The organism is Streptomyces sp. NPDC005648 (assembly GCF_040605395.1).
Classification (GTDB): Bacteria; Actinomycetota; Actinomycetes; order Streptomycetales; family Streptomycetaceae; genus Streptomyces.
In genome coordinates this window covers 1-19482 of the sequence record NZ_JBEXCS010000070.1, presented here as the reverse complement: position 1 = coordinate 19482, position 19482 = coordinate 1, and the positions used below count along the sequence as shown (strand labels likewise).

General features: G+C 70.6%; 16 protein-coding genes. 10 read left to right on the top strand and 6 right to left on the bottom strand.

Annotated features, from left to right (window positions below; all coding sequences use genetic code 11):
- The first annotated feature begins 30 nt into the window (after positions 1 to 30).
- Both ABZT17_RS31885 and ABZT17_RS31880 read left to right on the top strand, forming a co-directional pair.
- Positions 31 to 1410, top strand: coding sequence for a cation:dicarboxylase symporter family transporter (locus ABZT17_RS31885; RefSeq protein ID WP_356353912.1), 1380 nt, complete (start codon positions 31 to 33; stop codon positions 1408 to 1410).
- Positions 1411 to 1660: 250 nt separating this feature from the next.
- Positions 1661 to 2425, top strand: coding sequence for a DUF2127 domain-containing protein (locus tag ABZT17_RS31880; protein WP_356353909.1), 765 nt, complete (start codon positions 1661 to 1663; stop codon positions 2423 to 2425).
- A gap of 63 nt (positions 2426 to 2488) precedes the next feature.
- Here ABZT17_RS31880 and ABZT17_RS31875 read toward each other — a convergent pair whose 3' ends face one another.
- Both ABZT17_RS31875 and ABZT17_RS31870 read right to left on the bottom strand, forming a co-directional pair.
- The gene (locus ABZT17_RS31875; RefSeq protein WP_356353907.1) at positions 2489 to 3574 is read right to left on the bottom strand and encodes an endonuclease/exonuclease/phosphatase family protein; all 1086 of its coding nucleotides are present in this window, start codon (positions 3572 to 3574) and stop codon (positions 2489 to 2491) included.
- Between the two features lie 26 nt (positions 3575 to 3600).
- Complete coding sequence (locus tag ABZT17_RS31870; protein ID WP_356353902.1) at positions 3601 to 4206, bottom strand: M15 family metallopeptidase; 606 nt, start codon at positions 4204 to 4206, stop codon at positions 3601 to 3603.
- Positions 4207 to 4294: 88 nt separating this feature from the next.
- On the opposite strand from ABZT17_RS31870, the gene ABZT17_RS31865 reads away from it, so the two are divergent.
- From ABZT17_RS31865 to ABZT17_RS31835, 7 genes are all read left to right on the top strand, one after another.
- Positions 4295 to 4990 carry a response regulator transcription factor gene (locus ABZT17_RS31865; protein WP_356353900.1) on the top strand — a complete coding sequence of 232 codons (696 nt, stop codon included), beginning with the start codon at positions 4295 to 4297 and terminating at the stop codon, positions 4988 to 4990.
- Between the two features lie 10 nt (positions 4991 to 5000).
- Entirely contained in the window at positions 5001 to 6098 is a 1098-nt protein-coding gene (locus ABZT17_RS31860; protein WP_356353899.1) for a HAMP domain-containing sensor histidine kinase, read from the top strand.
- A 29-nt stretch (positions 6099 to 6127) separates the two neighbouring features.
- Positions 6128 to 6511 (top strand): MerR family transcriptional regulator, encoded by a 384-nt coding sequence (locus ABZT17_RS31855; RefSeq protein WP_356353897.1) that lies wholly within the window; start codon positions 6128 to 6130, stop codon positions 6509 to 6511.
- Between the two features lie 2 nt (positions 6512 to 6513).
- Positions 6514 to 6828 (top strand): thioredoxin domain-containing protein, encoded by a 315-nt coding sequence (locus tag ABZT17_RS31850; protein ID WP_356353895.1) that lies wholly within the window; start codon positions 6514 to 6516, stop codon positions 6826 to 6828.
- A gap of 167 nt (positions 6829 to 6995) precedes the next feature.
- Positions 6996 to 9212, top strand: coding sequence for a UvrD-helicase domain-containing protein (locus ABZT17_RS31845; RefSeq protein WP_356353965.1), 2217 nt, complete (start codon positions 6996 to 6998; stop codon positions 9210 to 9212).
- Positions 9213 to 9291: 79 nt separating this feature from the next.
- Complete coding sequence (locus ABZT17_RS31840; protein ID WP_356353893.1) at positions 9292 to 10704, top strand: cytochrome; 1413 nt, start codon at positions 9292 to 9294, stop codon at positions 10702 to 10704.
- Between the two features lie 88 nt (positions 10705 to 10792).
- A complete protein-coding gene (locus tag ABZT17_RS31835) occupies positions 10793 to 11926 on the top strand; it encodes an IS630 family transposase (protein WP_356353892.1) in 1134 nt (377 codons plus the stop codon).
- Positions 11927 to 12090: 164 nt separating this feature from the next.
- Here the strand turns inward: ABZT17_RS31835 and ABZT17_RS31830 are convergent, their stop codons facing one another.
- Positions 12091 to 12690 (bottom strand): NAD(P)H-dependent oxidoreductase, encoded by a 600-nt coding sequence (locus ABZT17_RS31830; protein WP_356353890.1) that lies wholly within the window; start codon positions 12688 to 12690, stop codon positions 12091 to 12093.
- Positions 12691 to 12792: 102 nt separating this feature from the next.
- On the opposite strand from ABZT17_RS31830, the gene ABZT17_RS31825 reads away from it, so the two are divergent.
- Complete coding sequence (locus ABZT17_RS31825) at positions 12793 to 13629, top strand: helix-turn-helix transcriptional regulator (RefSeq protein WP_356353888.1); 837 nt, start codon at positions 12793 to 12795, stop codon at positions 13627 to 13629.
- A gap of 3 nt (positions 13630 to 13632) precedes the next feature.
- Here the strand turns inward: ABZT17_RS31825 and glgB are convergent, their stop codons facing one another.
- From glgB to treS, 3 genes are all read right to left on the bottom strand, one after another.
- A complete protein-coding gene (gene glgB / locus ABZT17_RS31820) occupies positions 13633 to 16524 on the bottom strand; it encodes a 1,4-alpha-glucan branching enzyme (protein ID WP_356353887.1) in 2892 nt (963 codons plus the stop codon).
- Between the two features lie 45 nt (positions 16525 to 16569).
- Entirely contained in the window at positions 16570 to 17958 is a 1389-nt protein-coding gene (locus tag ABZT17_RS31815; RefSeq protein WP_356353885.1) for a phosphotransferase, read from the bottom strand.
- 96 nt (positions 17959 to 18054) lie between these two features.
- The coding region (gene treS, locus ABZT17_RS31810; protein ID WP_356353883.1) for a maltose alpha-D-glucosyltransferase at positions 18055 to 19482 on the bottom strand (1428 nt) is incomplete at its 5' end.

Here is a 19482-nt window from a genome sequence, read left to right as displayed (position 1 = left end):
ATGCCGACGAAGACGTCAAGGAGGGCAGCCGTGGCCGCCAGTACCCCCGTGGCACCTGCCGCACCCGCACGCAAGCGGGACCGCACCCATTACCTGTACATCGCCGTGATCGTCGCGGTGGGGCTCGGTATCGCCGTGGGGCTCATCTGGCCGGACGCCGGAGTGGAGCTCAAGCCCCTCGGTACCGGCTTCGTGAACCTGATCAAGATGATGATCGCCCCGATCATCTTCTGCACGATCGTGCTCGGCATCGGCTCCGTACGGAAGGCCGCCAAGGTCGGTGCCGTCGGCGGTATCGCGCTCGGCTACTTCCTGGTGATGTCGCTCGTCGCGCTCACCATCGGCCTTGTCGTCGGCAACATCCTGCACCCCGGCGACGGACTCCACATCACCAACGCGATCAAGGCCTCCGGCCACGACCAGGTCTCCAGCGACGCGCTTCCGCCCGTCGACTTCGTCCTGTCGATCATCCCCCTGACCTTCGTCTCCGCCTTCACCGAGGGCCAGATCCTGCAGACCCTCCTCATCGCGCTGCTCGCCGGCTTCGCGCTGCAGGCCATGGGCTCGGCCGGGCAGCCGATCCTGCGCGGTGTCGACCACATTCAGCGGCTCGTCTTCCGCATCCTCGGCATGGTGATGTGGGCCGCCCCGATCGGTGCCTTCGGCGCCATCGCCGCGGTGGTCGGCTCCGCCGGTCTCGACGCGCTCAAGAGCCTCGCGGTGCTGATGCTCGGCTTCTACGTCACCTGTGTGCTGTTCGTCTTCGTCGTGCTCGGCATCCTGCTGCGGACCGTCGCGGGGCTGAACATCTTCGTCCTCTTCAAGTACCTGGCCCGTGAGTTCCTGCTGATCCTGTCCACCTCCTCCTCCGAGTCCGCGCTGCCGCGGCTCATCGCGAAGATGGAGCACCTGGGCGTCGGCAAGTCCGTCGTCGGCATCACCGTCCCGACCGGTTACTCCTTCAACCTCGACGGCACCATGATCTACATGACCATGGCGTCCCTCTACATCGCCGACGCGCTCGGCACGCCGATGTCCATCGGTGAGCAGATCCCGCTGCTGCTCTTCCTGCTCCTCGCCTCCAAGGGCGCGGCGGGCGTCAGCGGTGCCGGTCTGGCCACGCTGGCCGGTGGCCTCCAGTCCCACAAGCCCGCCCTGGTGGACGGCGTCGGCCTCATCGTCGGCATCGACCGCTTCATGAGCGAGGCCCGCGCCCTGACCAACTTCGCGGGCAACGCCGTCGCCACGGTCCTGGTCGGCACCTGGACCAAGGAGATCGACAAGGAGCGCGTCCGGCAGGTCCTCGCGGGCGACCTCCCCTTCGACGAGACCACCCTCCTCGACGAGGACGACCGGCCCCAGGCCGAGGTGCCCGAGCAGGGCGGCGAGAAGGAACTGGCGAAGGCCTGACCGGCCGGCGCTCCGGCAGAGCCACCGGGCGACTGAACACTCCCCTTCGATCAGTCGCCCGGGTCACAGACGCCGAGCGGTCGGGTTCTCCCCCCGTGGACCCGGCCGCTCGGCTTCGGCGCGTCCCCGCGCACGGGGTCGCGCGGGGCCGAACTGACGAGCCTCGGACAGCGTCTCTTACGTCGATGCACTAGCGTGCCGTGCCGGATCACCGGTGCGGCACGGCCGTATGTACGAGGAGGCACGGGGGATGAAGATCGACTGGGACCGGCGGACATGCTCACGCAAGGGGCATGTCACCTACGCGCCGGACGACCCCCGGCTGCGGGTACGGCTGCGCGCCGACACCGCGCTCGGCGAGGTCTGGCGCTGTCTGCGCTGCGGCGACTTCGTGCTCGGTGAGCCGCACGGCTCGGGGCCCGCCGCCGACGCGCCGCTCGTGCCGCGCGGCAAGGTGCTGCGCGACCTGTTCATCCTGCGCTTCCTGGCGATCGAGCGGCTGGTGCGGGGCGTGTTCATCGTGCTGGTCGCGGCGGCCGTGTGGAAGTTCAGCAACAGCCAGGACTCGGTGCGCCGGCTCTTCGACGAGTACCTCGACGTGTTCCGGCCCGTCTTCAAGCACTTCCACTACGACCTCGACCACTCACCGGTCGTCGGCACCATTCAGAAGACCTTCGGTTACCGGCACAACACGCTGCTGCTGGTCGCCGTACTGCTGCTCGCGTACGCGCTGATCGAGCTCGTCGAGGCGGTCGGCCTCTGGTACGCCAAGCGCTGGGCGGAGTATCTGACGGTGGTCGCCACCGCCGCGTTCCTCCCGCTGGAGGTCTACGAACTCACCGAGCACATCAGCTGGTTGAAGATCGCCACCCTGGTCCTCAACATCCTCGCCGTGCTCTACATCCTCCTCGCCAAGCGCCTGTTCGGCCTGCGCGGCGGACGCAGGGCCTTCGACGAGGAACGCCACAGCGCCTCCCTGCTCGAGGTCCAGGAGGCCGCGAAGGTGGGCGTCTAGGGCCATGGGCCCACGGGTCGGTGGACCCGTCCGGCATGGGGCCGCCGCTTCGGACCGTGCTCGTCACCAGCTGATCCTGGCCGCCACCGGCAGATGGTCGCTGTCGGTGGCCGGCAGCACCCACGAGCTGCGCGGTTGCACGCCCCGGACCAGGATCTGGTCGATCCTGGCCACCGGGAACCTCGCCGGCCAGGTGAAGCCGAAGCCGTCCCCGGCCGCGGCCTGGACCGAACGCAGCCGCGAGGTGAGGCCGGCGAAGACACGGTCGTCGGTGGTGCCATTGAAGTCGCCGAGCAGCACCAGCCGCTCGTTCTTCTCGGCGGCGACCGCCTCGGCGAGCGCCTGCGCGTTCCGGTCCCGGCTGCCGGTCCAGAAGCCCGTCCTGGGCGTCACCCGTACCGACCCCAGATGGGCCACGTACACGGCGAGAGGCCCGTGGGCCGTGGCCACCGTGGCGCGCAGGGCCCGGTTCTCGGCCGTCCTGGCGGCGGCCGGCTTGGTGGCCGCCAGCGGCCCGAAGTCCGTCTCGATGTCGACCGGGCGGGCGTCCGACAGCGGCAGCCTGCTCCACAGCCCGACCGTGCCCATGACCGTGTGGTAGGGGTACGCCTTCGCCAAAGCCTTCTCGTACGTGCCCCGGGCCCGCTCGCTGATCTCCTCCAGCGCCAGCAGGTCCGCCCCGGAGGCCGCCAGGTCGCGGGCGGTGCCGGCCGGGTCGGGGTTGCCGGCCCTGACGTTGTGGCTGACGACGGTGAGGTCACCGCCCGGACGGGACCTGTCGCCGAGGAGCCCGCCGAAGAGGCCCAGCCACACGGTGACCGGCAGCAGCAGCGCCACCACCGCGGACGCGGAGCGCCGCCACAGCGCCCCGGCGAGCAGCACGGGGACGAACAGGCCGAACCACGGCAGGAAGGTCTCCACCAGGCTGCCGATGCCCCCGGTCCCGTTCGGGATCCTCGCGTGCAGCAGCATGACCGCACCGAGCAGCAGCGCCGATACCGCGAGCACCGGGCCGCGTTTCCAGGGCTCCGGCCGGCGGAGCGCGCGGACCGCCCGGCGCGGACCCGCGTACCGGGCCCCGGGGCCGGCCTGTCCGCTCTCACCACCGTCCGTCGGGTCCGTGGTGGCTGCCGTGTCCGTCCGTGCCATCGTCCGTTGTCCTCGCTCGCTGCCGGTCACTGCCGCATCCTCGGGTCCTGGGTGGGGTCGGCGTACATGCGCGGGCAGCCGTGGTCGATCGCGTGCGCGCGCAGTTCGTAGTGCCATGGTTCGTTTCGGTAGATCCGGCACAGCCCGTACGCGGCACCGTGCCCGGACAGCCAGTTCGTGGCGTCGGTGTGCCCGAGGTCGACCGCGTCCCCCGACACATGGGGGGAGGTCGCCGCGGTGGCCACCCAGCGCGCGGCCTCGGCCGCGGAGCCGTACTTGGCGATCGCCTCGCGCAGCAACCGGTTCTGGTAGGCCGCGGAGCGCCGGCCGCTGTTGACGTAGAAGGTGATCCCGTCGTCCGCGGCGGCCGTCGCGGCCTCGCGCAGGGCTTTGAGAAGCCCCGGATCGAGCCTGGCCACACCGGGGACCGAGTCGTCGAAGACCGTCGCACCGTCCGGGACGGCACCGTCGGCCTCGCCGAGCCCGCCGTGGTCCCCACGGCGCAGAACGCTCAGCGGTGACGCGGCGGAGAACGACGACGACTTCGGTAACTCGTAGCAGAGCGCCGCGGTGATCACCGCCAGGACGGCCGCCGGGCCGACGACGATCAGCCGTCGTGGGATTCGCTTCATGGCCGCCAGTCAAGGCGGCGGGGGGTCGCCGGCACGTATGCGGTTTTCGATACGCCGGCGATACGCCTCGGCTCGTAGCCTCGATGGCATGCGTGTGCTGATTGTCGAGGACGAGCCCTTTCTGGCAGAGGCCATCCGCGACGGTCTGCGGCTGGCGGCGATCGCGGCCGACATCGCGGGTGACGGCGACACCGCTCTGGAACTGCTGGGTGTCAACGCCTACGACATCGCCGTCCTCGACCGCGACATCCCCGGACCGTCCGGTGACGAGATCGCCGCGCACATCGTCGCCTCCGGCAGCGGGATGCCGATCCTGATGCTCACCGCGGCCGACCGGCTCGACGACAAGGCCTCCGGCTTCGAACTCGGCGCCGACGACTACCTCACGAAACCCTTCGAGCTCCAGGAACTCGCGCTCAGGCTCCGCGCCCTGGACCGCAGACGCGCCCACAGCAGGCCGCCCGTGCGGGAGCTCGCGGGTCTGCGGCTCGATCCGTTCCGTCGCGAGGTCTACCGCGACGGCCGCTATGTCGCGCTGACCAGGAAGCAGTTCGCGGTGCTGGAGGTGCTCCTGGCCGCCGAGGGCGGAGTCGTCAGCGCGGAGGACCTGCTGGAACGCGCGTGGGACGAGAACGCCGACCCGTTCACCAACGCCGTACGCATCACGGTCTCGGCGCTGCGCAAGCGGCTCGGGGAACCCTGGATCATCGCCACCGTGCCGGGCGTCGGCTACCGCGTCGACGCGCGGCCGGCGGCCGGACCCGGGGGAGGAGCCCGTGGATAGGGCACCGGGCATGAGCGTCCGCCTCAAACTCACCCTGAGCTACGCCGGGTTCCTCATGCTCGCCGGTGCCCTGCTGCTCGCGGCGGTGTGGCTGTTCCTGCTGCGCTACGTCCCCGACCGGGCGACGCTCATCACCCCCGACGACAAGGCCGACGGCGGTGTCTTTCCCATCCGGTCCGGCCTCCTGGAGGTCTTCGCGCCGAGGGCGGCCGCGGTGCTGGCGTTCCTGCTGGTGTTCGGCCTCGTCGGAGGGTGGATCCTCGCCGGCCGGATGCTCGCCCCGCTGACCCGCGTCACCCATGCCACCCGCGTGGCCACGAGCGGCTCGCTGTCGCACCGGATCCGGCTGCCCGGCCGCCGGGACGAGTTCCGCGAACTCGCCGACGCCTTCGACGCGATGCTCGTACGGCTCGAGGCCCATGTCGACGAACAGCGGAGGTTCGCGGCCAACGCCTCGCACGAGTTGCGCACCCCGCTGGCGATCTCGAAGTCGCTGCTCGACGTGGCCCGCACCGATCCGGACCGCGACACCGGCGAACTCATCGACCGTCTGCACGCCGTCAACGCGCGGGCGATCGACCTCACCGAGGCGCTGCTCCTGCTCAGCCGCGCCGACCGGATGCCCGTGCCCCGGGAATCCGTCGACCTGTCCCTCCTCGCGGAGGAGGCCACCGAGACACTCCTCCCTCTCGCGGAGAAGCACGGTGTCACGCTCGAGACCGGCACGGACATCGCCCTCACGGTCGGGTCGCAGGCGCTGCTGCTGCAGCTCACCATGAATCTGGTGCACAACGCGATCGTCCACAACACGCCCGGGAAGGGCACGGTGTGGGTGAGCACGGCCGTCCGCTCCGGGACGGCGGTGCTCACGGTCGAGAACACCGGGGAGCGGCTCACCCCGGAGCTGGTCTCGACCCTCACCGAACCCTTCCGGCGCGGCACCGAGCGCGTCCACAGCGACCACGCGGGCGTCGGCCTGGGCCTCGCCATCGTCAAGACCGTCACCCGGACGCACGACGGCACCCTCACCCTCACCCCGCGCACCGGCGGCGGGCTCCGCATCGGCGTCGAACTGCCCGCGTCCTTTCCGGGACCGCTGTTGCCCTGACGTAGGCGTCAACGTCTACGTTCGTACGTATGCGAATCGGCGAGCTGGCCGCACGGGCCGGGACCACGACGCGGACGCTGCGGTACTACGAGTCGCGGGGGCTGCTGCCCGCGCGGCGCGACGAGCTCGGGCACCGGGCGTACGACGAGAGCGATCTGAGGCTGCTGCGGCAGATCAGGACCCTTCAGGACTTCGGGTTCGACCTGGAGGAGACCCGGCCGTTCGTGGAGTGTCTGCGCGCCGGGCACCCGGAGGGCGACACCTGCCCGGCCTCGCTCGCGGTCTACCGGCGCAAGCTCGACGAGCTCGACGCGCTGATCGGCGAGTTGCGGGCCGTACGGGCGACGATCGCCGTGCGGCTGGCGTCGGCCGACGAACCACCGTTGTGCGAAATGGGAGGGCGGGAACTGTGAGTGTGACCGAGGTGACGGACGCGGACTTCGCGGCGCAGGTGATCGGCTCGGAATTGCCGGTGCTGGTGGAATTCACCGCCGACTGGTGTCCGCCGTGCCGGCAGATGGGCCCGGTGCTCGCGGCCCTCGCGGCCGAGGAGGGAGAGCGGCTGAAGGTCGTCCAGCTGGACGTGGACACCAACCCGGAGACGACGAACGCCTACAAGGTGCTGTCGATGCCGACCTTCATGGTGTTCCGGGGCGGCGAGCCGGTGAAGGCGATGGTGGGGGCGCGGCCCAGGCGACGGCTGCTGGAGGAGCTGGCGGACGTGCTCTGACCCGGCGCAATCCCGGCGCAATACAGAGAAAATCCCCCGAGCAATTGCGCTCGGGGGATTTTTCTGCGTATATTCAATGGTTCGCGACTTCATGGAAATTGAGTCGCAAAGAAGTTCAGTGACCACAGTATATCTGGCCGGGAGTGGAATTGTCAAACAGCGATGAAATTCGTGGTGAGCAAGAATTCATCGACGGGCTCTACGCCCGTGTGGACGTCCTGCGCGGCGCCACCGAGGCCGGGGTCACGGACGCGCTCGCCCAGGGCAACACGCCCATGCAGGCCCGGCTGGAGCGGGACATCCTGGTCGCCGAGCGGTCCGGGTTGCTCGCCGCGCTGAACGCGGTGGACGGCTCGCTCTGCTTCGGCCGGATCGACCTGACCTCGGGCGACAAGCACCACATCGGCCGGATCGGGCTGCGGCTCGACGACCCCGAGCGCACCCCGATCCTGATCGACTGGCGCGCGGACGTCGCCCGGCCCTTCTACCTGGCCACCGGCCACACCCCGATGGGTCTGCGCCGGCGCCGCCACCTCACCACCAGCGGCCGTACGGTCACCGCCCTGCACGACGAGATCCTCGACCTCGGCGACCAGGAGCGCACCGGCCACGAGGACCCGACCGGCGACGCCGTCCTGCTCGCCGCGCTGAACTCGGCGCGCACCGGCCGGATGAACGACATCGTGCAGACCATCCAGGCCGAGCAGGACGAGATCATCCGCGCACCGCACCGAGGTGTGCTGGTCGTCGAGGGCGGCCCGGGGACCGGCAAGACGGCCGTCGCCCTGCACCGGGCCGCGTACCTCCTCTACGAACACCGCGAACTGCTCGCCAAGCGCGCCGTGCTCATCGTCGGCCCCAACCCCGCCTTCCTCGGCTACATCGGCGAGGTGCTGCCCTCCCTGGGCGAGACCGGTGTGCTGCTGGCGACGGTCGGGGAACTGTTCCCCGGCGTCCGGGCCACGGCCGCCGACAGCCGGGAGGCGGCCGCCGTCAAGGGCCGCGCCGACATGGCGGACGTGCTCGCCGAGGTCGTACGCGACTGGCAGTCGCTGCCCGACCCGGTGATCGCCATCGAGCACGACCGCGAGATCCTGATGCTCGACGACGACCTGGTGCGGGTCGCCCGTGAGCGCACCCGGGCCGCCCGGCTGCCGCACAACGTGGCCCGTGAGCACTTCGAGGGGTACATCCTCAACACGCTCACCGAGCTGTACGCCGAGCGCGTGGGCACCGACCCGTACGACGGCAGCAGCCTGCTCGACGCGAGCGACGTCACCCAGATCCGTGACGAGATCGCCGAGAACCCCGAGGTCTGGGCCGCCATCGACCAGTTGTGGCCCCGCATCACCCCGCAGCGCCTGGTCGCGGACTTCCTCGCCGACCCCGTCGGCCACCTCCCGGACGAGGACGCCGCCGCGATCCGCCGCCCCGTCACCAGGGAGTGGACCGTGGCGGACGTGCCGCTCCTCGACGAGGCCGCCGAACTCCTCGGCGTGGACGAGCGGTTGGCCCGGGCGCGCGCCGACCGCGAGCGGGAGACCCAGATCGCCTACGCGCAGGGCGTGCTGGACGTGTCGTACGCCTCCCGGACCTACGAGTTCGAGGACAAGGACGAGGAGGACTCCGAGGTCCTGTCCGCGCACGACATCATCGACGCCGAGCGGTTCGCCGAGCGGCAGGAGGAGGACGACCACCGCAGCGCCGCGGAACGCGCCGCGGCCGACCGCACCTGGGCGTTCGGGCACATCATCGTCGACGAGGCGCAGGAGCTGTCGCCGATGGCCTGGCGGCTGCTGATGCGGCGCAGCCCGACCCGCTCGATGACCCTCGTCGGCGACCCCGCGCAGACCGCGGAGGCGGCCGGTGTCGGCTCCTGGCAGAAGATCCTCGCCCCCTACGTCGAGGACCGCTGGGACCACACCCGCCTGGGCGTCAACTACCGCACGCCCGCCGAGATCATGGAGCTGGCGGCAGCCGTCGTACGCGCCGAGAACCCGGACTTCGAGCCGCCGAGCTCGGTGCGGTCCACCGGGGTACGGCCCTGGGTGCGCGCCACCGACGACCTGCCCGGCGCGGTCGCCAAGGCGGTCTGGGAACTGACGCCCGAGGAGGGCCGGCTGGCGGTCATCGCCCCGCGCCATCTGCACCGCAGGCTCGCCGCACAGCTCGACGGGGTGACGGCGGGCGCCGAGCCCGACCTGACGCGGAGCGTCGTCCTCCTCGACCCCCGGCAGTCCAAGGGGCTGGAATTCGACTCCGTCCTGGTGGTGGAACCGGGGCTGTACGGGACGAGCGATCTGTACGTGGCGCTGACCCGTGCCACCCAGCGGCTGGGGGTGCTGCACACCGGGCGGGTGCCCAGGGCGCTGGTCACCCCCTGAGTCACTGGGATCACCAAGCCGTAACAGTTCACGCCACGGTCACTGCTCGTGCACGGTCGGTGCGGTATGCGTGTGCGGTATGGAAGCCCATCCGTATACGAGCGCGCCGGCCGGCAGTCCCTGGCTCGAGACGCTGCCGGTCCAGCCGTTGCTCACCTCGGAGTTCGACGCCGACCCCGGGGCGGTCTACGACCGGCTGCGGCGCACCTACGGGCCGGTGGCGCCGGTAGGGCTGATGGGCGTGCCCGTGTGGCTGGTTCTCGACTACCGGGAGGTGCTCGACGTCCTCAAGAACGAGAACCAGTGGCGGCGGGACATCCGCTACTGGCGGGCACGGGCCCAGGGGCGGCTGCCGCACGACTGGCCGCTGATCGCCGGCTACGAGGTCCGGCAGACCATGTTCATGGACGAGGAGGAACACCGAGCGGCGCGCGGGACCCTGCACTCGGCGCTCAGCCCGTTCCAGGAGCCGCGCACCCCGCAGGGCTGGGAGCTGCGGGCCGCCGTGGCGCGGTACGCGGACGAACTGGTCGGCGTACTCGCCGCCGAGGCCGGGTCGGCCGGGTTCGCGGATCTGGGCGCGCAGTACACCCGGCCGCTGCTGCTGATGGTGACGACCAAGCTGTTCGGCTGCCCGGTGGAGCTCGGCGACGAACTGGTCATGGATCTGTGGCGGATGCTCGACGGCGGACCCGACGCGGGGCCCGCCACCGGCCGGGCGCTGGCGGCGATGACCCGGCTGGCCGCCCATCGCAGGGCCCGCCCCGGCGACGACCTCACCTCGTACATGCTGCTCACCGACCCGGGGCTGAGCGACGAGCAGCTGGGCCGGGAGCTGTTCATGAACGCCGTCTATCTGAACGACATCACCGGCAACATGGTGCTCAACACCCTCCTCGAGGTGCTGCGCGGCAACGCCACCGTGCGGCGCAGCCTGTCGGCCGGACAGCTCGGCGAGACGGTCAACCGGGCCGCGCTGGTGAACCCCCCGGTCGCCAACATGTGCTTCCGGTTCGCGGCCCGGGACACCCGGCTCGGCAACTTCTGGGTACGGGCCGGAGACATCGTCTCGCCGTCGGCGGCCGCCGCCCACCAGGACCTGCTCGCCATCGGGACCTCGCCGATGGTCGGGCCGACGGTCAGCACCCGGGCGCACCTGGGATGGGGCGCCGGACCGCACGGCTGCCCCAGCGCGGCGCGCGAGCTGGGCGGCATGATCGTGACGACGGCGGTGGGACGCGTCTTCGACCACTTCGCCAAGGCCGAACTCACCCTCCCGCCCGACCAGTTGCCCTGGCGCTCCGGTCCCGTGGTGCGGGGGCTGCGACTGCTCCCGGTGCGCTACGAACTGAGCGGCAACCACCCCCGTACGCCGGTGCCGGCACCGCGCGCGGACCCGGCCGCGGCGGCCGGCCGCGGCGCCGACCCCCAGACGCGGGGCCTGCTCTCGGCCCTGCGCAGGTTGATGTTCGGCGCCAAGCGAGCCGACTAGTGCCGCATCAGAGAACCTTTGCCCCTTGGTTATGTGACGCGCCGTTCGGGTGCTGGTCCGGGCGGCGCGGTGTCGCCAGGCTGTGCGGGTGGCAGAACGAGTACGCGTCCGCGAGATCGATGACGACGAGGGGCAGCGCCTGCTGCGGATCGTCCGCCGGGGCAGCGGGTCGGTGGTGACCTGGCGGCGGGCCCAGATGGTGCTGCTGTCCGCGCAGGGCATGTCCGTGGCGAAGATCGCCGAGGTGACGTTCACCAGCACGGACCGGGTCCGGGACGTGATCCACAACTTCAACACCGACGGCTTCGATTCGCTCTATCCGAAGTACAAGGGCGGTAGGCCGAAGAAGTTCACGCTGCCCGAGCGCCGCGAGATCAAGAAGATCGCCAAGTCGAAGCCGGCCGAGCATGGCCTGCCGTTCTCGACCTGGAGTCTGGCCAAGCTGGCCGACTTCCTGGTCGCCGAGGGGGTGGTCGACGACATCAGCCACGAGGGCCTGCGGGTCCTGCTCCGCGAGGAGGGCGTCTCGTTTCAACGCATAAAGACCTGGAAGACCTCACGTGACCCGGACTACGCCGCCAAGAAGGCCCGCGTCGAGCACCTCTACGCGCTCGCCGACGGCGAGGTCATACCCGAGGAGGGCGAGCCCGAAGTCGTCTTGTGCCTGGACGAGTTCGGCCCGCTCAACCTCCAGCCCCACCCCGGACGGCAGTGGGCCGAGCGCGGCGGGAAGCACAAGGATCCCAGCCGAGAGCCCCGGCCCCGACGCCGGGCGACCTACACCCGCCCGCACGGGGTCCGCCACCTGTTCGCCGCCTACGACCTGGGCAAAGACCAGCTCTACGGCCACATCAAGCCGAGAAAGCACCGCACGAGGTTCTTGGAGTTCTGCCGCTACCTGCGCAGCCTCTACCCGCCCGAGATCCGCATCGCGATCGTGCTCGACAACTTCTCCCCGCATCTGACCACGAAGAAGGACACCCGGGTCGGCGACTGGGCGGCGGCCAATGACGTCGAGTTCGCCTACACGCCGACCAACAGCTCCTGGCTCAACCGCATCGAGGCCCAGTTCACGGCCCTGCGCTACTTTGCGCTCGACGGCACCGACCATGCCAGCCACAAGGAGCAGGGCAGCATGATCCGCCGCTACATCATCTGGCGGAACAAGCACGCCGCCGACGAACGCCTACGCGAGGTCGTGAACAGAGCGAACGTTGCCTGATGCGGCACTAGGGCGTGTTGCGAAAGCCCCGTCGTCCGCCCGGAGGTCGGGCCAGGCGTCGCCCGGCAGGCGGGACTTTCGCAACACGCCCTGGGACAGCCCTGCCCGGCCAGGGCGGGCCGTGGGCGTCCCTTGGCGCAGCCTCCGGACGGCCCTCCGGACGCTCAGGCCGGGTAGGGGACGGTCGCGCGGGCCGAGCGCAGGGCCCCTGCCCACCAGGAGAGCTGCTCCAGCAGGGTCTTGGCGTAGCCGGCGGCCTCGGGGTCGTTCGGGCGGCCGTCCTGCCAGGTGGTGAAGTAGTTCGGGAAGGCGAGGCCGTCGCGGATGGTCACCGCGTGCAGCTCGGTGAGGACGTTCTCCAGGTGCAGCACCGCGTGCCGCCCGCCCGCCGCGCCACCGTAGCTGACGAAGGCGACCGGCTTGGCGGTCCACTGGGTGAAGTGCCAGTCGATGGCTGCCTTGAGGGAGGCAGGGTAGCTGTGGTTGTACTCCGGGGTGACGACGACGAACGCGTCCGCGCTCTCCAGCGCCGAGGTCAGGGCGGCCATCCCGGCCGGGCGGGGGTAGTCGTCGCCGGCGTACTTCGGGGAGGCCGCGGGCAGTGCCAGCGGTACGTCGATCTCGGCCAGGTCGACGACCTCCACGTCGAAGCCGCCGTGCGCCTCGGCCTGTTCGGCGACCCACGAGCCGACGACGGGGCCGAACCGCCCCTCCCGCACGCTTCCCACGACCACGACGAGCCTGTGCTTGCTGTTGATGTCCATGCCCACCACGATCGGAGCGCGCCGCGGCGGTAGCCAGACCGGGCTCAGGCTGGCCCCCGCAGGGCCAGGCTGCGTCCGGCCCGACGCCCTACGCTGGACGGCATGGGGACACCACTGGGGGACTTCGTCCGGGCCAGGCGGGACAGCATCCAGCCGGCCGAGCTGGGCCTGCCGGAGCGGGGCCGACGCCGGTCACCCGGGCTGCGGCGGTCGGACCTCGCGGCGCGGGCCGGGATCAGCGTCGAGTATCTGACCCGCATCGAGCAGGGCCGGGACCGCAACCCCTCGGTGGCCGTGGTCAACGCCCTCGCGGACGGCCTGAGCCTCGACTCCGCGGAGCGCGGCCATCTGCGCTACCTCGCGAAGATCACCGGCGGCGAGTGCGTCAACCACACCCGGCCCGCGGCGCCGGCCCGGGAGGTACGGGAGTCCGTCCGGCGGACACTCCGCCTGCTGGAGCCGGGGGTAGCCCTCGTCACCAACAGACTGGGTGACGTCCTCGCCCACACCGACGCCTTCGCGGCGGTCACCAGCGGGAGCGGCCTGCTCGACACCGACCACCCGAACCTCACCCGTTACGTCTTCACCGACCCGCGCGCCCGTACGTTCTTCACCGACTGGGACGAGGTCGCGGACGAGCGGGCGTTCGACCTGTGGCTCGGACCGTCCGTGGAGAACGCCGAGTGGTTCACGACCGGACTCGCGCCCGTCGCCGGCCCCGAGTTCACCCGTCGGCTCAACCGGCACACGGTCCCGCAGCGAGGGATCCTGCGGCTGCGCCACCCCTCCGGACACGAACTGAGCCTCGTCCGCGAACTGCTCGAACTCCCCGAGGACGCACAGCAGTTGATCGTCTTCCTGCCGGCCGAAGAGACTACGGCCGCGGCCGTCGAGGAACTCCGGAGCCGGGCGGACGGCCGGCTCCGGGTCGTCTCGTGAGCGTCAGGCGGGTCGCAGCCACACCGTCGCCAGCGGTGGCAGCTTCAGCCGGACGCTCGCCGGGCGGCCGTGCCAGCCCTGCGGCTCCGGCTTGATCACGTCCGGGTTGGTGACGTCACCGCCGCCGTACTTGGCGGTGTCCGTGTTGAGGGTCTCGTGCCAGGCCGGGACGTCGTCCGGGACGCCGAGGCGGTAGTCGTGGCGGACGACGGGGGAGAGGTTGGAGACCGCCAGCAGCGGACTGCCGTCGGCGGCAAGGCGCAGGAACGCGAAGACGTTGTCCTCCGCCGCGTCGCCCACGATCCACTCGAAGCCCGCCGGGTCGACGTCCTGTTGCCACAGCGCCGGGGTGTGCCGGTAGACGAGGTTGAGATCACGGACCAGGTCCCGCACCCCGCGGTGGTCGGCCTCCGCCCCGTACGCCGGATCGAGCAGCCACCAGTCCGGGCCGTGCGCCTCCGACCACTCGGCGCCCTGGGCGAACTCCTGCCCCATGAACAGGAGTTGCTTGCCGGGATGGGCCCACATGAAGGCCAGGTAGGCACGCAGGTTGGCGCGCTGCTGCCACCAGTCGCCGGGCATCTTCGCCACCAGCGAGCCCTTGCCGTGGACCACTTCGTCGTGCGAGATCGGCAGCACGTAGTTCTCGCTGTACGCGTACACCATCGAGAAGGTCATCTCGTTGTGGTGGTACTTGCGGTGCACCGGCTCATGGCTCATGTAGTCCAGCGAGTCGTGCATCCAGCCCATGTTCCACTTCAGGCCGAAGCCGAGGCCGCCGAAGCCGCCGGGCCCGCGGTGGTGGGTGGCACGGGTGACGCCGTCCCAGGCCGTGGACTCCTCGGCGATGGTCACCACACCCGGGACCCGCCGGTACACGGTCGCGTTCATCTCCTGCAGGAACGCCACCGCGTCCAGGTTCTCCCGCCCGCCGTGCTCGTTCGGCACCCACTGCCCCGGCTCGCGCGAGTAGTCCAGGTAGAGCATCGAGGCGACGGCGTCCACCCGCAGTCCGTCGATGTGGAACTCCTCGCACCAGTAGACGGCGTTCGCCACCAGGAAGTTGCGCACCTCGCGGCGGCCGTAGTCGAACTCCAGCGTGCCCCAGTCGGGGTGCGCGGACCTGAGCGGGTCCTCGTGCTCGTACAGCGGTCGCCCGTCGAACTCGGCCAACGCCCAGTCGTCACGCGGGAAGTGCGCGGGCACCCAGTCCATCAGGACACCGATACCGGCCCGGTGCAGGGCGTCGACCAGGTATTTGAAGTCGTCGGGGGTGCCGAGGCGGGCCGTCGGCGCGTAGAAGCCGGTGACCTGGTAGCCCCAGGAACCGCCGAAGGGGTGCTCGGAGATCGGCATCAGCTCCACATGCGTGAAGCCGAGGTCCCGGACGTACGCGGGGAGCTGCTCGGCGAGTTGACGGTACGTCAGACCCGGGCGCCAGGACGGGAGATGGACCTCGTAGACGGAGAAGGGCGCCTCGTGCGCGGGCAGCTCCGCGCGGCGGGCCAGCCACTCCTCGTCCTGCCACTCGTGGTGCGAGGCGGTGATGATCGAGGAGGTGTTGGGCGGGGCCTCCGTACGGCGGGCCAGCGGGTCGGCGCGCAGGGTCTTCGAGCCGTCGGCGCGGGTGATCTCGAACTTGTACAGCTCGCCCTCCCCTATCCCGGGCACGAACAGCTCCCAGACCCCGGAGGAGCCCAGCGAGCGCATCGGATAACCGGTGCCGTCCCAGAAGTTGAAGGTGCCGGCGACATGCACCCCGCGGGCGTTCGGCGCCCACACCGCGAACCGGGTCCCGTCGACGCCCTGGTGGGTCATCGGGTGCGCGCCGAGCACCGTCCACAGCTGCTCGTGCCGGCCCTCGCCGATCAGATGCAGGTCCAGATCGCCCAGGGTGGGCAGGAAGCGGTACGCGTCCTCGGTGTCCCGGACCGAACCCTCGTAGGCGACGACGAGCTGGTACGCCGGCGGGACCTCGGCCAGCGGCAGCAGCCCGGAGAAGAAGCCGTCCCCGTCGTCGTGCAGCTCCGCCCGCAGCTCCCCGGCGACGACCGTCACCGACAGGGCGTACGGCCGGAAGGCGCGGAAGGCCACTCCGGCGCCGGGGACGGGGTGGGCGCCGAGCACGCCGTGCGGATCGTGATGCGTCCCGGCGAGCAGCCGCTCCCGATCCCCACCAGCCACCTCCGCCTGCCCGGCGGCCTTCTCGGCAGTGACCTTCTTGACGGCGGCTTTGGAAGCAAGCGTTGTCGAAGCCGCCGCCTTCGAGGCGGTCGCCTTCGAAGCCGCCGCCTTGGCCGGGACCTTCTTCGCGGTGACCGCCTTCTGCGCCGCGGCCTTCGCCGTCACGGCCTTCTTCGCGGTCGCCTTCTTGGCCGCGGCCTTCTTCGTCGCCGTTGCCTTCTTGGCCGAGGCGTCCGTGGGCGGGGTCTCTTCGGCGGCGGTCTTCGTCGCGGACGGGGTCTTTCCGGTGGCAGCCTTCTTCGCGGGCAGGGCCTTTTCAGCGGGCGCCTTCTTCGCGGGCGCGGTTTTCTCGACGACGGCCTTCTTCGAGGCCGCGGCCTTCGCCGTCACGGCTTTCTTCGCGGTCGCCTTCTTGGCCACCGCCTTCTTGGCGGCGGTCTTCTTGGCCGTGGCCTTCTTCGCCACCGGTGCGTCCCCGGCCGCGATGTCCGTGGGCGCGGTCTTCGGTGTCCCCGTGCCCGCCGTGTCCTTCTCCGGTGTCCCCGGGCCTGTCGTCTCGCCGCCGGGGGCACCCTTGGCGCTCGTCGGCTTGGGGGTCGGGGGGTGGGTGGCCTTCCTCGCCGCCTTCTTCACACTCTTCGCGGCCTTCCTGGCCGTTTCCTCGGCCTTCTTCTTCGGGTCCGAACCGCTGGGCGTGGGGCGGGGGGTCACGGGTGGCGCCTCCTCGGCGAGGGTCAGGTCGGGTCGGAAGTCGGGTCAGAACAGGTCGGTGGTGGCGTAGCGCTCTATCGCCGTCATCGGCACGGAGAGCCAGTCGGGGCGGTGACGCGCCTCGTAGACGACCTCGTAGATCGCCTTGTCCGTTTCGTAGGCGCGCAGCAGGACCGGGTCGGTACGCGGATCGCGGCCACTGACCTCCGCGTACCCGGAACAGTAGGCCGCCCGGCACACATCGGCCCAGCCCTCTGCACGCGGCCCCGAGGAATGGGCCGCGTAGTCGAAGGACCGCAGCATGCCCGCCACGTCCCGCACCGTCGGCTGCGGCATCCGCCGTTCCGCCAGCGGCTTGGCCGGCTCGCCCTCGAAGTCGATCAGCCACCACTCGCCCCCCGGCGAGCGCAGCACCTGCCCGAGATGCAGATCCCCGTGGATGCGCTGCGCGGTCCAGGTACGGCCCTCGGCCGCCAGGTCGGCGAGCGCGCTGAACGCGGTGCGCAGGGCGGGCGCGTACGGCCGCAGCGAGGGCACCGCCTGCGCGGCCAGGTCGAGGCGCTCGATCATGCCGTCGGCCAGCCGCCGCATCTGGGTGTGGCCGAGGGTGACGGTCGGCAGCGCGCGGGCCAGCGCGGTGTGCACCTCGGCGGTGGCCCGCCCGAGCGCCCGCGCCTCGGCGCCGAAGTCCTCGCTCTTGGCCAGCTCGCGCAGCGCGAGCTCCCAGCCGTCGGTCGTGCCCTGGAGAAAGGGCTGCAGCACGCCCAGGACGTACGGCTCCTCGTCCAGCTCCGCCCGCAGCCAGGCCGTCGGCGCCGGCACCCGGGGGCAGCCCTCGCGAGCCAGGGCCAGCGGCAGCTCCAGGTCGGGGTTGACGCCGGGCACCACCCGGCGCAACAGCTTCAAGATGAACGTATCTCCGTAGACGACGGAGGAGTTCGACTGCTCGGCGGTCACCATCCGGGGGACCAGGCCCGAGCGGATCTTGTGTCCCGGCTCGCGCTCGAAGCGCAGGCCGCCGATCCGGGCCCCGGTGCGCAGGGCCTCCAGGAGCACCTCGGCGGGCCGGGTGTCGTACAGGGCCTCGTACACCGTCTTTCCGGCGAGCGGGCCCTGCTCCACATGTCCGATCAGCGCGGGCGCCAGCCGGGGCGGCAGCGCCTCGCGCACGCCTATGAGCAGCTGGTAGCAGTCGCCGGGGTGCGGCTCGGCGCCGAGCGCGATCGGCTGATGGGCGCGGACGAGGAGGTGGTACAGGCCCGTCTTTCCGTCGGCCGGCAGCAGCTCGGTGCCCTCCACCAGCGTGAACCCGGTGACCGGACGCCCCTTGCCCGCGAACCAGCGCTGCCGTGGCAGCCATTCCCGCAGGAGAGGATCCAGCGACGCCAGCAGTCCAGGACTGGTCGTACCGGAAATTGTGACAGTTTCCGCCATAATGTCACATTCCTTTCCCCGCGGGGGTCGGGGTGTTACGTATGCGTGCCCCGGGTGGGACAGGGGAAACCGCCCCACCCCGGGTTGTGCGAGGCGCTACACCGGGTCCTTGCGCAGCCGGAACCAGTAGAAGCCGTGGCCGGCCAGCGTCAGCAAGTACGGCAGCTCACCGATGGCCGGAAAGCGCACCCCGCCGAACAGCTCCACCGGATGCCGTCCGTTGAAGATCCGCAGATCCAGCTCGGTGGGCTGCGCGAACCGCGAGAAGTTGTGCACGCACAGCACGAGATCGTCCTCGTACTCTCGCAGGAAGGCCAGCACCGCCGGGTTGGAGGACTGGAGCTCCGTGTAGGAGCCGAGCCCGAAAGCGGGATTCTGCTTGCGGATCTCGATCATCCGGCGGGTCCAGTGCAGCAGCGAGGAGGGCGACGACATCGACGCCTCGACGTTGGTGACCTGGTAGCCGTAGACGGGGTCCATGATGGTCGGCAGGAACAGTCGGCCGGGGTCACTGGACGAAAATCCTGCGTTGCGATCCGGTGTCCACTGCATCGGCGTGCGTACGGCGTCCCGGTCGCCGAGCCAGATGTTGTCGCCCATGCCGATCTCGTCGCCGTAGTAGAGGATCGGCGAGCCCGGCAGCGACAGCAGGAGAGCCGTGAACAGCTCGATCTGGTTGCGGTCGTTGTCCAGGAGCGGGGCGAGGCGCCGGCGGATGCCGATGTTGGCGCGCATCCGCGGGTCCTTCGCGTACTCCGCGTACATGTAGTCGCGTTCCTCGTCCGTCACCATCTCGAGGGTCAGCTCGTCGTGGTTGCGGAGGAAGATCCCCCACTGGCAGCCCGCGGGGATCGCCGGGGTCTTCGCCAGGATCTCCGAGACCGGGTAGCGGGACTCCCGGCGGACGGCCATGAAGATGCGCGGCATGACCGGGAAGTGGAAGGCCATGTGGCACTCGTCGCCGCCGGACCGGTAGTCGCCGAAGTAGTCGACCACGTCCTCCGGCCACTGGTTGGCCTCCGCGAGGATCACCGTGTCCGGGTAGTGGAAGTCGATCTCCTTGCGGACCCGCTTGAGGAACTCATGGGTTGCCGGAAGGTTTTCGCAGTTGGTGCCCTCCTCGGCGTAGAGGTAGGGCACGGCGTCGAGGCGGAAGCCGTCGATGCCCAGGTCCAGCCAGAAGCGGAGGGCGGAGATCATCTCCTCCTGCACCGCCGGGTTCTCGTAGTTGAGATCCGGCTGGTGGGAGAAGAACCGGTGGAAGAAGTACTGCTTGCGCACCGGGTCGAAGGTCCAGTTGGAGACCTCCGTGTCGACGAAGATGATCCGGGCGTCCGCGTACTGTTTGTCGTCGTCGGCCCACATGTAGTAGTCGCCGTAGGGCCCGTCGGGATTCTTCCGGGACTCCTGGAACCACGGATGCTGGTCACTGGTGTGGTTCATGACGAAGTCGATGATGACGCGCATCCCGCGCTGGTGGGCGGCGTCCACGAACTCCACGAAGTCCGCGAGGTCGCCGAACTC

Coding starts and splice junctions, on each gene's coding strand:
- ABZT17_RS31880 (WP_356353909.1), top strand. CDS start 1,661: ATGAAGATCGACTGGGACCGGCGGACATGCTCACGCAAGGGGCATGTC.
- ABZT17_RS31875 (WP_356353907.1), bottom strand. CDS start 3,574: ATGGCACGGACGGACACGGCAGCCACCACGGACCCGACGGACGGTGGT.
- ABZT17_RS31870 (WP_356353902.1), bottom strand. CDS start 4,206: ATGAAGCGAATCCCACGACGGCTGATCGTCGTCGGCCCGGCGGCCGTC.
- ABZT17_RS31865 (WP_356353900.1), top strand. CDS start 4,295: ATGCGTGTGCTGATTGTCGAGGACGAGCCCTTTCTGGCAGAGGCCATC.
- ABZT17_RS31860 (WP_356353899.1), top strand. CDS start 5,001: ATGAGCGTCCGCCTCAAACTCACCCTGAGCTACGCCGGGTTCCTCATG.
- ABZT17_RS31855 (WP_356353897.1), top strand. CDS start 6,128: ATGCGAATCGGCGAGCTGGCCGCACGGGCCGGGACCACGACGCGGACG.
- ABZT17_RS31840 (WP_356353893.1), top strand. CDS start 9,292: ATGGAAGCCCATCCGTATACGAGCGCGCCGGCCGGCAGTCCCTGGCTC.
- ABZT17_RS31830 (WP_356353890.1), bottom strand. CDS start 12,690: ATGGACATCAACAGCAAGCACAGGCTCGTCGTGGTCGTGGGAAGCGTG.
- ABZT17_RS31825 (WP_356353888.1), top strand. CDS start 12,793: ATGGGGACACCACTGGGGGACTTCGTCCGGGCCAGGCGGGACAGCATC.
- ABZT17_RS31815 (WP_356353885.1), bottom strand. CDS start 17,958: ATGGCGGAAACTGTCACAATTTCCGGTACGACCAGTCCTGGACTGCTG.